The organism is Paraburkholderia sp. BL27I4N3 (genome assembly GCF_003386115.1).
Classification (GTDB): domain Bacteria; phylum Pseudomonadota; class Gammaproteobacteria; order Burkholderiales; family Burkholderiaceae; genus Paraburkholderia.
On the sequence record NZ_QREJ01000001.1, the window covers coordinates 4,596,621 to 4,609,789 of the forward strand.

Consider the following 13,169-nt stretch of genomic DNA (forward strand, 5'->3'; position numbering starts at 1 on the left):
CACGAAAGCTTGAAAAAAACGGAGGCACGACACAAAGCCGTCCTCCGTTCATTGCAACGCTTAAACGCCCCGCAAGGCGTCTCGTCACGTCACTTCTGCGAACGCAAAATCCGCGCGGCATCCAGCGCGAAATAGGTCAGCACCCCGTCCGCGCCCGCCCGCTTGAACGCCAGCAGCGATTCCATCATCGCCTTGTCGTGATCGAGCCAGCCGTTCTGCGCGGCCGCTTTCAGCATCGCGTATTCGCCGCTTACCTGATACACGTACGTCGGGAACCGGAACTCATCCTTCACGCGGCGCACGATATCCAGATACGGCATGCCGGGCTTGACCATCACCATGTCCGCGCCTTCGTCGATGTCCGCTTGCACTTCGCGCAGCGCTTCATTCGAATTGGCCGGATCCATCTGGTAGGTCATCTTGTTGCTTTTGCCCAAATTCGTCGCGGAACCGACGGCGTCGCGAAACGGGCCGTAAAACGCCGACGCGAACTTGGCCGCATAAGCCATGATGCGCGTGTGGACAAGACCTTCGCTCTCGAACATTTCGCGGATCGCGCCGATGCGGCCGTCCATCATGTCCGACGGCGCGACGATATCGACGCCCGCTTCAGCCTGCGCACGCGCCTGTTCGACCAGAATCTCGACGGTCTCGTCGTTGATGACATAGCCGGCTTCGTCGAGCACGCCGTCCTGGCCGTGGCTCGTGTACGGGTCGAGCGCCACGTCGGTGAGCACGCCCAGTTCGGGGAAATTTTTCTTCAGTTCGCGAACCGCGCGCGGGATCAAACCGGCCGGGTTGGTCGCTTCGCGACCATCGGGCGTTTTCAGCGACGGCTCGATCGCCGGAAACAGCGACAGCACGGGCACGCCCAGTTCGACGCACTGCTCAGCCACGCCCATCAGCAGATCGACCGACACGCGTTCGACGCCAGGCATCGATGGCACGGCTTGCCGCACGTTGGTGCCTTCGACTATAAAGACTGGATAAATCAGATCGTTGGTGGTGAGGATGTTTTCCCGCATCAGACGGCGCGAGAAGTCGTCGCGGCGCATGCGGCGCGGACGGTGGTGCGGATAGAAGCTCATAGCGAATCGAGGAAACGTGGATATGTGGAGTGGACAAGTAACGCCTGCCTCCGCTCCCGGAAACTTTTCGAGACAATGGTATATCATACCGATCGAGCAAGGCGCCTTGCGCTGACCTCCCCGCTTCTCCTCCCTGAGCGGGTGCCTGTCGTTTTTCGATTAGGCTGTTTGACCCGCCGTTAAAGCGGCGGGTTTTTTTATGGGCGGCCGGAATAGCGCTTTTGTCCTCGCCCGAGACGCCAACTCGCTTACTGAGCGGCGTCCGTTTCGCCCTTGTCGTCGGGGATCAGCCAGCTCTCGATCAGTTCGTGCGCTTCGTCGATGCCGACGCGTTTGAGCGCGGAGAACAGCTGGGCGGTCAGTTCGCCCTGGTAGCCGGCGGTGCGGTACTCGGCCAGGCCTTTCTGCGTCGCGCGCAACGCGTTTATGCTTTCCTGGCGCGTCAATTTGTCGCACTTGGTGAGGAGCGTGTGGATCGGCTTGCCGGTCGGCGCGAACCACTCGATCATGCGGCGATCCAGATCCGTCAGCGGGCGGCGCGAGTCCATCATCAGGATCATGCCGCGCAGCTGCGAGCGCGATTGCAGATAGGTGGACAGCAGCGCTTCCCAATGCGCCTTGGCGGCGCCCGGCACTTCCGCGTAGCCATAGCCCGGCAGATCGACCAGATGCGCGGTCGGCTCGTCCGCCTTGCCCACCGAAAAGTAATTGATATGCTGCGTGCGTCCCGGCGTTTTACTGGCGAAGGCCAGCCGCTTCTGATTGCACAGAATATTGATGGCTGTCGACTTGCCCGCGTTCGAGCGCCCCGCAAAGCAGATTTCGGGTTGCGAAGTGGCCGGCAGATCACGCAAGTGATTGACGGTCGTGAAAAAGCGGGATTGGTGGAGCAGGAAGGACATGATCAGGCCAAGATTCGAGACGCCGGGGAACCCGGAGTGGGGACGGGTCAAGCCCGACTGGCGTCTTAGCGATTAGCGAGTTATTGTACAATACGATGGTTTACTGAAAACCTGAGGGGGCCAGCCCACGTGCCTTGGCGGCTCCTGGCGGTCACTCGGTCGCCGTCGTGTTTTGCAAAACCTTCAAGAAAACGCCGGGCCTGGCGCGCAGCGACAGGTTTAGGGGCTCTCTAAAAATCCCACAAGACGAGACAGGGTGTGCGAATGAATCGACTGAGCAAGACTCTGATGGTGCTTCATGTAGCGGCAGGTCTTTCAGGTTTGGCAATTCAGGCACGAGCAGCAGAACCGGCAAAGCCGGACGTCAATCGGGGGCAGGCAATCGCGGTGCAGGTGTGCGCGTCATGTCACGGGGCAGACGGCAACAGTGCCGGCGGCGCATATCCGAAGCTGGCGGGCCAGCACCCTGAGTATCTCGTCAAGCAACTCAAGGACTTCAAGATCCAGCCGGGCGCCAAGCAGCCAGCGCGCAACAATGCGATCATGGCGGGCATGGCGGCGGCGCTGTCCGATCAGGATATGGTCAACGTCGCGGCCTATTTCGCGGCGCAGACCCCGAAGCCAGGCTACGCGCACAACAAAGACACCGTTCCGCTCGGTCAGAAGATTTATCGCGGCGGGATCGCCGACAAGGGCGTGCCGGCGTGCGCAAGCTGTCACGGACCGACCGGGCAGGGGATTCCGTCGCAGTATCCGCGGCTGTCGGGGCAGTGGGCGGAATACACGGTGGCGCAGTTGCTGGCGTTCACGCAAGGTCCGGGCGCACGTAACAACAACGAGCCGATGCATGCGATCGCAACGCGTCTGTCGGATAGCGAGATCAAGGCAGTGGCCGATTACATCGCGGGCTTGCACTAGGATAGAGTGCCCCCAAACTTGGCGCTTTGCGCCAAGTCCCCCTGCGGGGGCGTGAGAAAACTCGGGCGGCCTCGCGTTTTCTCACAAGTCCGCACGCAAGTGCAACCGGCCCGGCGAGGTCGGTACAAAACAAGAAAAGGGTGAGGGCGTCGTGCCTACGACAGCCCTTCACCCTTTTTTGCTGTTCAGTCGGAGTATGAATGAGCGTCACCACGTCGGGTTTGCAGTCCAAGTCGGGCAATCGCGTTATGCGCAGCGTCGTCGAAGTCTTGAGTTCGATGCGTTTTGCCATCTCGTTGCTCGTGATTCTGTCGATCGCCAGCATCATCGGCACCGTCCTCACGCAGGACGATCCGTATCCCAATTACGTCAATCAGTTCGGCCCGTTCTGGGCGGACATCTTCCGTTCGCTGAGCCTGTACACGGTGTACAGCTCGTGGTGGTTCATGCTGATTCTCGGCTTCCTGATGGTGTCGGTATCACTGTGCGTGATCCGCAATGCGCCGAAAATGGTCGCCGACGTAAAGAGCTGGAAGGACAAGGTCCGCGAAGGCAGCCTGCGCGCGTTCCATCACAAGGGCGAATTCGCGGTGCACGCAACTCGCGCGCAGACCGCGGCGTTGCTCGCGCGGCTCTCGGCGAAGCTCGGCTACAAGTTCGTTACCCGTGAGTCCGACGGCGCGACACTGATCGCCGCCAAACGCGGCGCGCTGACCAAGTTCGGCTACATCTCTGCTCACCTCGCGATCGTGGTGATCTGCCTTGGCGGCCTGCTCGACAGTAATCTGCCGATCAAGCTGCAAATGTGGCTGTTCGACAAGTCGCCGATCCGCGCCAACACGGTGATCAACGACATCACGCCGGATCATCGTCTGTCGCAGTCCAATCCGACGTTCCGCGGCTACGCATGGGTGCCGGAAGGCCAGCACGTGTCCACGGCGATTCTCAACCAGCCCGACGGCTCGCTGATCCAGGATCTGCCGTTTTCGATCGAACTGAACAAGTTCATCGTCGATTACTACTCGACGGGCATGCCGAAGCTGTTCGCGAGCGACATCGTCGTGGTCGACCACAAGACGGGCGCGCGCGTGCCGGCGCGCGTCGAAGTGAACAAACCGTTCACCTACGACGGCGTGTCGATCTACCAGTCGAGCTTCCAGGACGGCGGCTCGCAGATGCAGATGACGGCCTACCCGATGAGCGGCGCGAGCGCGAAGACCGCGCCGTTCGGCGGCACGATCGGCGGCAACGCGCCGTTGAGCACGGCCACGCCGCTAGCCGACGGCCAAACGGTCGAATTCACCGATTTTCGCGCGATCAACGTCGAGAACATCCAGAACGGCAGCGGCCAGACCGACGCCCGCGGTGTCGCGGCGCACCGCACGCTGAAAGAAGCGTTCGACGAACGCCTCGGCTCCGGCGCGAAGACCTCGAAGCCGCTCGACCTGCACAACGTCGGCCCGTCGGTGCAATACAAGGTGCGTGATAAGGACGGCCAGGCGCGCGAGTACAACAACTACATGCTGCCGGTCGATGTGTCCGGCGAAAAGATGTTCCTGGCCGGCATGCGCGTGAACCCGGACGATCCGTTCCGCTACCTGCGCATTCCCGCCGACAGCGGCGGCACCGTGAAGGACTGGATGAACCTGCGCGCGACGCTCGAGGATCCGGCCATGCGCGCTGCGGCGGCGCACAGTTTCGCGCTGCGCTCGGTGCCCGGCTCGAATGCCGAACTGCAACAGCATCTGGAAGAAAGCGCGCTGCGCGTGCTGACCCTTTTTGCCGGCGCGGATAACAGCATCAAGATGCCGAACGGTCAGACGGTCGGCGGCTTCCAGGCGATCGCCGGGTTTATCGACCATTCGGTGCCCAAGGGTGAGCAGGAAAAGGCCGCCGGCCTGCTGCTGCGCATGCTGGAAGGCTCGACGTGGGACCTGTATCAGCTGTCCCGCCAGCAACTCGGCGAGCCGGAGGCGACGGCCAATGCGGACGCCAGCCGCTTCATCCAAAGCTCGATCAATGCGATATCCGACAGCTTTTTGTATGGATCGCCGGTCTATTTACAACTTGACTCATTCAAGCAGGTGCAAGCTTCGGTATTTCAGTTGACGCGCGCACCGGGCAAAAAAGTCGTGTATCTTGGCAGCCTGCTCCTCGTGTTGGGCATCTTTTCGATGTTCTACGTTCGCGAACGGCGCCTCTGGTTCTGGCTCAAAGACACTGCGCACGGCACGAATGTCGTGATGGCAATGTCGAGCGCACGCAAGACGCTCGACTTCGAGAAAGAGTTCGTTCAGACGCGCGATGCGGTAGGCGCGGCGTTGGGCGCCAAACTCGTTGAAGCACCCGACGAAGCCAGCGCCTCCGCTCAATCCGGCAACGCCGGCGCGCCGTCCGCAAGCTCACAAGATTCGACCCGGTAAGATCATGGACTTGACTCAGGTTTCCCAATCTCCCTCCTCGCGGCCCCACAAGGCGCTGGCAGGCGAGTCACTCAACGTCGGCGAGTACGACGAACGGCCGTTCCTGAAACGGCTCGGCATCGTCGACTGGCTGTTTGCCCTCGCCATGGTCGCGGGCGCCGGGTTCGCGCTGTCGCGCTATCACCCGTTCATGAACTACTACGACAAGCTGGTGCTCTGCTGCGCCGTGCCGGTTTTCGTGGTGCTCGGCTGGCGCTGGAAACCGGTGCGTCCGCTGATGGTGGGCATCGCCGCGCTATCGCTGCTGGCCATCCAGATCTACCACGGCGATCTGAGCCGCGCGGACAACGCCTTCTTCCTCAAGTATTTCCTGTCGAGCCAGTCCGCGATTCTGTGGATGAGCGCGCTCTTCGTGTTCGCCACGGTGTTCTACTGGATCGGCCTGCTGTCGCGCTCGCCGACCGGCGCCGCGATCGGCTCGAAAATGACGTGGGCGGCGGTGGTGATGGGCTTCGTCGGCCTGATGGTGCGCTGGTACGAGTCGTACCTGATCGGCGCGGACGTCGGCCATATTCCTATCTCGAACCTGTACGAAGTGTTCGTGCTGTTCAGCCTGATCACCGCGCTGTTCTATCTGTACTACGAGCAGCACTACAACACCCGCGCGCTCGGCGCGTTCGTGCTGCTGGTGATCAGCGCCGCAGTCGGGTTCCTGATGTGGTACTCGGTGGCGCGCGACGCGCAGCAGATCCAGCCGCTGGTTCCCGCGCTGCAAAGCTGGTGGATGAAGATTCACGTGCCGGCGAACTTCATCGGCTATGGCAGCTTCGCGCTGTCGGCCATGGTGGGCGTCGCGTATCTGGCGAAAGAACGCGGCATTCTGGCCGACCGCCTGCCGGCGCTCGAAGTGCTCGACGACGTGATGTACAAATCGATCGCCGTCGGTTTCGCGTTCTTCACGATCGCCACGATTCTCGGCGCGCTGTGGGCCGCTGAAGCCTGGGGCGGCTACTGGAGCTGGGACCCGAAGGAAACGTGGGCGCTGATTGTCTGGCTGAACTATGCGGCCTGGCTGCATATGCGCCTGATGAAGGGTCTGCGCGGCGCGGTCGCGGCATGGTGGGCGCTGACCGGCCTGCTGGTGACGACCTTCGCATTCCTCGGCGTCAACATGTTCCTGTCGGGCCTGCATAGCTACGGCAAGCTGTAAGATCTGCCGCGCTGAAACGACTAAAGACCGCCGCGTGCTTCGCACCGGCGGTTTTTTTATGGCCGATGGAATATTGGCTGCATCCAAAGTGTTCGCCCTCAGAGTACCTACAGATGGCTGGACAGACGACCGATCATCAATATGGCCCCTTAGGATGTACAGACCGGCGGGCCGGCAAGGAGCAGCACGATGTGGATCAAGCGTAGCGACAGAATTCAATTGAATGGCGACGACATCGCGCGCAGCGAAATCACGCCGCAGCACGTCTTTCAGAACCGGCGGCGCGTGTTGCAGGCGGCCGGCGCGGTGGCGCTCGGCAGTCTGATCGGAGTGAACGGCGAGGCGCTGGCGGCTTACACGTCGCCGGACCCGAAGGCGCAGAAGCTGGCGGCTAAGACCAACGCCAAATTCGTCGCGCTCGACAAAATCACACCGTTCAAGGACATCACCACGTACAACAACTTCTACGAGTTCGGCACCGACAAAGCCGATCCCGCCCACAACGCCGGGACGCTGCGCCCGCATCCGTGGAAGGTGAGCGTCGAGGGTGAGATCAAGAATCCGAAGGTCTACGACATCGACGAGTTACTCAAGCTCGCGCCGCTGGAAGAGCGCGTGTACAGAATGCGCTGCGTCGAAGGATGGTCGATGGTGATTCCGTGGATCGGCGTGCCGCTCGCGGAATTGATCAAGCGCGTTCAGCCGACGGGCAACGCTAAATACGTGCAATTCATCACGCTCGCCGATCCGTCGCAAATGCCCGGACTGTCGGCGCCCGTGCTCGATTGGCCGTACTCCGAAGGGCTGCGCATGGACGAAGCGATGAATCCGCTGACGTTGCTGACGATGGGCCTGTACGGCCAGGTGCTGCCCAATCAGAACGGCGCGCCGGTGCGCGTCGTGGTGCCGTGGAAATACGGCTTCAAGAGCGCGAAGTCGCTGGTGAAGATCCGCTTTCTCGACAAGCAGCCGCCGACCAGCTGGAACACGTATGCATCGAGCGAATATGGGTTTTACTCGAACGTGAATCCGAACGTCGATCATCCGCGCTGGAGTCAGGCGACCGAGCGTCGTATCGGCGAAGACGGTTTTTTCACGCCCAAGCGCAAGACGTTGATGTTCAACGGCTACGGCGATCAGGTCGCGTCGCTGTATCAGGGCATGGACCTGAAGAAGAATTTCTGAGCGGCGCGAACATGGCTTCCTCTGAGACGCAATCCGCCACGCAGACCGAACGCAAAGCGCCGCGCGCGCAGGTGTCCGCCACAACAACGACGGCAAAGCGGCCCGCAACCGGCGCGCGCTGGATCGTGCCGGCCAAGATCGCGGTATTCATCGCCGCGTGGTATCCGCTCGCGCGCATCGTGCTGTTCGGCGTGACTGACCGGCTAGGCGCGAATCCGATCGAATTCATCACGCGCTCGACCGGTCTCTGGACGCTCGTTTTCCTCTGCATCACGCTTGCTGTGACGCCGTTGCGCAAACTCACTGGCGTTGCCGCGTTCGTGCGCTTTCGCCGCATGCTCGGGCTCTATGCGTTCTTCTACGCGACGCTGCATTTCACCACTTACCTCTGGTTCGACAAGTGGTTCGACGTCGCCGCGATCATCAAGGACATAGGCAAGCGGCCGTTCATCACGGTGGGCTTCGCGGCGTTCGTGTTGCTGATCGCATTGGCCGTAACGTCGCCGAGTGCGATGGTGCGCAAGCTCGGGCGTCGCTGGCAAATGCTGCATCGTTCCATCTATGCGATCGGCGCGCTCGCGATCCTGCACTTCTGGTGGATGAAGGCCGGCAAACACGATCTGATCCTGCCGAAGATTTACGGCGCGATCATGGTGGCGTTGCTCGGCTGGCGCTTGATCGTGTGGCTGCGTGACAGAAAGTTGAAGACACGCTGACGAGCGTTGGTGGGCCTCGCGTTGTAAACAGAAAAAGGCGATGCCACGCGGCATCGCCTTTTTTCGATATTGGCGCAGCTATTGAAGGTTATGCCGGCAGAATGCTTTCGCCCGCAAACAGCTGCTTCACCTCTTCGCGTGCGCGGACCACATGCACCTGTGTACCATCAACCATCACCTCGGCCGCGCGCGGACGTGTGTTGTAGTTCGAGCTCATCACGAAGCCGTACGCGCCGGCCGAACGAATCGCGAGCAGATCGCCGGGTTCTACCGAGAGCAGACGCTCACGTCCGAGCCAGTCGCCGCTCTCGCAAACCGGACCGACCACGTCATACACGTGCGCCGGCACGTCGCGCTTCACGACCGGGTCGATCGCGTGATACGCCTCGTACATGGCGGGGCGTGCGAGATCGGTCATAGCCGCGTCGACGATTGCGAAATTCTTTTCCGCGCCCGGCTTCAAAAACTCGACGCGCGTAAGCAGCACGCCCGCATTGCCGACCAGTGAACGGCCCGGCTCGAAATACACTTCACGATGAGCGTGACCACGCGCTTCGATTCGATCCAGCACGGTGCGCACGAACTCGCCGATTTCCGGCGGCGTTTCATCGTCGTACGTGATGCCGAGACCACCGCCCACGTCGATGTGACGAATCTTCACGCCGTCCTGTTCGATCTGCTCGACCAGTTCCAGCACTTTGTCGACCGCGTCGAGATACGGCGCGACTTCGGTGATCTGCGAGCCGATATGGCAGTCGATGCCGACCACCTCGAGATTCGCCATGGCCGCCGCCGCCTGATACGTAGCGCGCGCGTCTTCGAACGCGACGCCGAACTTGTTCGACTTCAGGCCGGTGGAAATATACGGATGCGTCTTTGCGTCGACGTCCGGATTCACGCGCAGCGAGACAGGCGCCTTCTTGCCCATTGCCGCGGCAACCGCATTCAGGCGGTCGAGTTCGGGAATCGATTCGACGTTGAAGCATTTCACCCCCGCCGCTAGCGCATCGCGCATCTCGTCCGCATTCTTGCCGACGCCGGAAAACACGGTGTTTTCCGCTTTGCCGCCGGCGGCCAGCACACGCGCCAGTTCACCGCCCGACACGATATCGAAGCCGGCGCCGAGGCGCGCGAACACGTTCAACACCGCGAGATTGCTATTGGCCTTGACGGCGACATGCACGCTCGCGCGACGGCCCGCGCAAGCGCCTGCGTAAGCGTTCCACGCCTCGGTGAGCGCGGCGCGCGAGTACACATACAGCGGCGTGCCGAACTGCTCGGCGAGGGAGACGGCGGACACGCCTTCGGCGTGCAGCACGCCGTCGACGTAGTCAAATGCGGATCGAGTCATGCGAAAGTCTTATTGAACGGGTGTGGCGGCGGAAGCAGGCAGCGGAGCCGTCGTGGCGGATGCAGCGGAGGCGGGCGGCGCGGCGAGTTCGTTTTCCGGCGCCAACGAAAGCGGTGTGCCGGAGGTATCCGGAACAGTGCTCATGTCGGTGGAGGTAGTCGACGCGGGCTGCGCGACGTCCGGGGTTTGCGTGCGGTCGGACGGCTTGGCCGGTAGCGGCGGCACGTGGGGCAAATAGAGCGAACCGCGTTGTCCGCAGCCGGCAAGTGCACAACCTGCGAGAATGGCTAAAACCGCTACAATCGCGCGGCCGGGCGCCGCCGCGCGCATCCGAGATACGACTCGCATGACTGTCCCTGAATAAATAATCGATGGAGTTTAGCATGTCCGATAGTGAATACCTGACCCGCGCGGAAGCCGCGCTAGCCGCCATCGAACGCGCGCTCGACGACACGGATGCCGACATCGAACTGGAGCGCAGCGGCAACGTCCTGACCCTCGAATTCGAGAACCGTTCGAAGATTATCGTCAACCTTCAGCCGCCCATGAGCGAGATCTGGATCGCGGCGAAAGCGGGCGGTTTCCACTTCCGTTTCGTCGACGGCGAATGGCGCGACACGCGCAGCGGCACGGAGTTTTTCGCCGCGCTGTCGGAGTACGCGACGCAGCAGGCCGGCGAGCCGGTTCACTTCGAAGCGTAAGATCCGCCGATCGGGCGAGCGCCGCCAAAGCGGCCGAATCGATTCGCCCTGATCGCACAAAGCAAAATGGCCACGCATTGAGCGCGGCCATTTTGCTTTTCTGCTGGACTGCATAAGCGGGCGCGTCAGTGTCCGCGGAACAGATTCATGATGTCCTGCTTCTCCTGCTCGCCGACCTGCTCAGGTGCCGCCGCCGACGCAGCACTCGACTGTGCATCGAGTGTCGCCTGACTGATGCCGACGGTGGCAACGAAACCATTTCCCGGCGTGAACTCGTCGAAATAAAGCTCCGAGCCGATTTCCGTGACGTCGTCGGGCTTGGGCATCTTGTACTCCGGCACGCCCTTCAGCGCGCGCCCCATGTATTCGACCCACACCGGCAACGCGAGGCCGCCACCGGTTTCCTTGTCGCCGAGACTGCGCGGATTGTCGTAGCCGATCCACGCAATCGCGGTGAGCGTGTGCTGATAGCCGGCGAACCACGCGTCGCGCGAGTCGTTGGTCGTGCCCGTCTTGCCGGCGAGATCAGTGCGCTTCAACACGTTGGTCTTGGCGCCCGTGCCGCGTTGCGCGACGCTTTGCAGCAGGCTGTTCATCACGTACGCATTGCGCGGCTCGATCGCGTGCGGCGCGCTCTGCGCGGCGACCAGCGGTTGCGCATGCGCGACCACCATGCCGCGCTGATCGGTGACTTCGGCGATCAGATACGGATTGACCCGATAGCCGCCGTTGGCGAACACCGAGAACGCCCCCGCCATCTGCAACGGCGTGACGAGACCGGCGCCTAGCGCCATCGGCAGATAAGCCGGGTGGCGATCCGCGTCGAAGCCGAAACGCGTGATGTACTGCTGCGCGTACTTCGTGCCGATCTGGTTCAGGATACGAATCGACACCAGGTTCTTCGAGCGCTGCAACGCGGTGCGCATGGTCATCGGGCCGTCGAAGCCTCCGCCATAGTTCTTCGGCTCCCACGCCTGGCCGCCGGTCTCGGCCGCGCTGAAGAAGAGCGGCGCGTCGTTGATCACGGTTGCCGGTCCGAGGCCTTTTTCGAGCGACGCCGAATAGATGAACGGCTTGAAGCTCGACCCCGGCTGGCGCCACGCTTGCGTGACGTGATTGAACTTGTTCTTGTTGAAGTCGAAGCCACCGACCAGCGCGCGGATCGCGCCATCTTGCGGGATCACCGAAACGAACGCGCCTTCCACCTGTGGCAGTTGCGTGATCGACCAGTTGCCGTCGTCGTTCTTGACGAGCCTGATGACCGCGCCGGGCCGCACACGTTGATTCGGTTGCGCCCGCGGACCGAGCGCGAACTGCGCGAAGCGCAGGCCGTCGCCCTGGATCGTCGCGACATTGCCGTCGATGAAAGCAGCCTGCACCTGCTTCGGACTCGCCGCGGTGACCACCGCGGCAATGATCTCGCCGTTGTCCGGGTGTTCGAGCAAGGCGTCGTCGATGGCCTGTTCGCGGTCGTCGGCGTCGGACGGCAGATCGATGAACGCTTCCGGACCGCGATAGCCGTGACGCCGTTCGTAGTCCATCAGACCTTTGCGCAGCGCGCGGTACGCGACGTCCTGATCGGCGGAATCGATCGTGGTCACCACGTTCAGGCCGCGCGTGTAGGCTTCTTCGCGATACTGCGCGTACATCATCTGACGCACCATTTCCGCGACGTACTCCGCGTGCACGCTGAACTCCTTGCCCGCGCCCTTGACCACGAGCGGCTGCCTGCTCGCCAGGTCGTACTGTTCCTGCGTGATGTAGTGCAGTTCGTACATGCGCTGCAGGATGTACTCCTGACGCACCTTCGCACGCTTCGGATTGACCACCGGGTTATACGCGGACGGCGCTTTCGGCAAGCCCGCCAGCATGGCCGATTCCGCCAAAGTCAGATCCTTCAGGTCCTTGCCGAAGTACACGCGCGCCGCGCTCGCAAAGCCGTAGGCGCGTTGGCCGAGATAGATCTGATTCATGTACACCTCGAGAATCTGATCCTTGGACAGCTTCGATTCGATCTTGTACGCCAGCAGCATCTCGTAGATCTTGCGCGTGTAGGTCTTTTCGCTCGAGAGAAAGAAGTTGCGCGCCACCTGCATGGTGATCGTGCTTGCGCCCTGGGTCGCGTGGCCATTCGTCAGCGCGACGAAGCCCGCGCGCGCAATGCCCGTGAGATCGACGCCGCCGTGATCGTAGAAGCGCGCGTCTTCGATGGCGAGGATCGCCTTCTTCAAACTATCGGGCACATCCTGAATATGGACGATGTCGCGCCGTTCCTCGCCGAATTCGCCGATCAGCACATGGTCGGCCGTATAGATGCGCAGCGGCACCTTCGGGCGGTAGTCGGTCAACGCATCGAGCGAGGGCAGATTGGGCGTGGCGACGACGAGCGCATAGCCGAGCACCAGGAGCCCGCACAGAATGCCTGCGACGATCAGACCCACGAAGCCCAGGATGAGCTTCAGCCACAACGGGCGTTTGCGCTTTTTGGGCGCGGGCGGCGGGGACGTAGAAGACGTGGATTGCATGTAGGCACCAAAAAAACAGTCCCGCGATTATAGCCGTCTCGCTTTTCAGCTTTCGGCATGCTTACTGACACTTCTTGACAAGTCTGCGCGCCGCGCGGGAATGACATCACTGTAGTCGCTTTGATCGCGTACAGGTCGTGCGTTGCTTAA

General features: G+C 62.0%; 11 protein-coding genes. 6 read left to right on the forward strand and 5 right to left on the reverse strand.

What is annotated here, in order from left to right; translation table 11 throughout:
* Positions 1-89: 89 nt before the first annotated feature.
* Both hemB and yihA read right to left on the reverse strand, forming a co-directional pair.
* Positions 90-1,088: a porphobilinogen synthase gene (hemB, locus tag B0G71_RS20855; protein WP_116143843.1), complete on the reverse strand. Its 999-nt coding sequence runs from the start codon at positions 1,086-1,088 to the stop codon at positions 90-92.
* Between the two features lie 248 nt (positions 1,089-1,336).
* Entirely contained in the window at positions 1,337-1,990 is a 654-nt protein-coding gene (gene yihA / locus B0G71_RS20860; protein ID WP_116118440.1) for a ribosome biogenesis GTP-binding protein YihA/YsxC, read from the reverse strand.
* A gap of 264 nt (positions 1,991-2,254) precedes the next feature.
* Here yihA and B0G71_RS20865 point away from each other — a divergent pair, with 264 nt between their 5' ends.
* The 5 genes from B0G71_RS20865 to msrQ all read left to right on the forward strand — a co-directional run bounded on the left by B0G71_RS20865 (position 2,255) and on the right by msrQ (position 8,442).
* Positions 2,255-2,908, forward strand: coding sequence for a cytochrome c (locus B0G71_RS20865; RefSeq protein WP_106284151.1), 654 nt, complete (start codon positions 2,255-2,257; stop codon positions 2,906-2,908).
* A 200-nt stretch (positions 2,909-3,108) separates the two neighbouring features.
* Entirely contained in the window at positions 3,109-5,331 is a 2,223-nt protein-coding gene (locus B0G71_RS20870; RefSeq protein WP_116143845.1) for a cytochrome c biogenesis protein ResB, read from the forward strand.
* A gap of 4 nt (positions 5,332-5,335) precedes the next feature.
* Complete coding sequence (gene ccsB / locus B0G71_RS20875; protein ID WP_116118437.1) at positions 5,336-6,541, forward strand: c-type cytochrome biogenesis protein CcsB; 1,206 nt, start codon at positions 5,336-5,338, stop codon at positions 6,539-6,541.
* 189 nt (positions 6,542-6,730) lie between these two features.
* Positions 6,731-7,726 (forward strand): protein-methionine-sulfoxide reductase catalytic subunit MsrP, encoded by a 996-nt coding sequence (gene msrP / locus B0G71_RS20880; RefSeq protein ID WP_116143847.1) that lies wholly within the window; start codon positions 6,731-6,733, stop codon positions 7,724-7,726.
* Between the two features lie 11 nt (positions 7,727-7,737).
* Entirely contained in the window at positions 7,738-8,442 is a 705-nt protein-coding gene (gene msrQ / locus B0G71_RS20885) for a protein-methionine-sulfoxide reductase heme-binding subunit MsrQ (protein WP_116143849.1), read from the forward strand.
* An 88-nt stretch (positions 8,443-8,530) separates the two neighbouring features.
* Here the strand turns inward: msrQ and lysA are convergent, their stop codons facing one another.
* Positions 8,531-9,793: a diaminopimelate decarboxylase gene (gene lysA, locus B0G71_RS20890; protein WP_116143851.1), complete on the reverse strand. Its 1,263-nt coding sequence runs from the start codon at positions 9,791-9,793 to the stop codon at positions 8,531-8,533.
* Positions 9,794-9,802: 9 nt separating this feature from the next.
* A complete protein-coding gene (locus tag B0G71_RS20895) occupies positions 9,803-10,141 on the reverse strand; it encodes an LPS translocon maturation chaperone LptM (RefSeq protein ID WP_116143853.1) in 339 nt (112 codons plus the stop codon).
* 35 nt (positions 10,142-10,176) lie between these two features.
* On the opposite strand from B0G71_RS20895, the gene cyaY reads away from it, so the two are divergent.
* Entirely contained in the window at positions 10,177-10,494 is a 318-nt protein-coding gene (gene cyaY, locus B0G71_RS20900; RefSeq protein WP_011490036.1) for an iron donor protein CyaY, read from the forward strand.
* Between the two features lie 125 nt (positions 10,495-10,619).
* Here the strand turns inward: cyaY and B0G71_RS20905 are convergent, their stop codons facing one another.
* Positions 10,620-13,019, reverse strand: coding sequence for a penicillin-binding protein 1A (locus B0G71_RS20905; RefSeq protein ID WP_116143855.1), 2,400 nt, complete (start codon positions 13,017-13,019; stop codon positions 10,620-10,622).
* Positions 13,020-13,169: the final 150 nt, after the last annotated feature.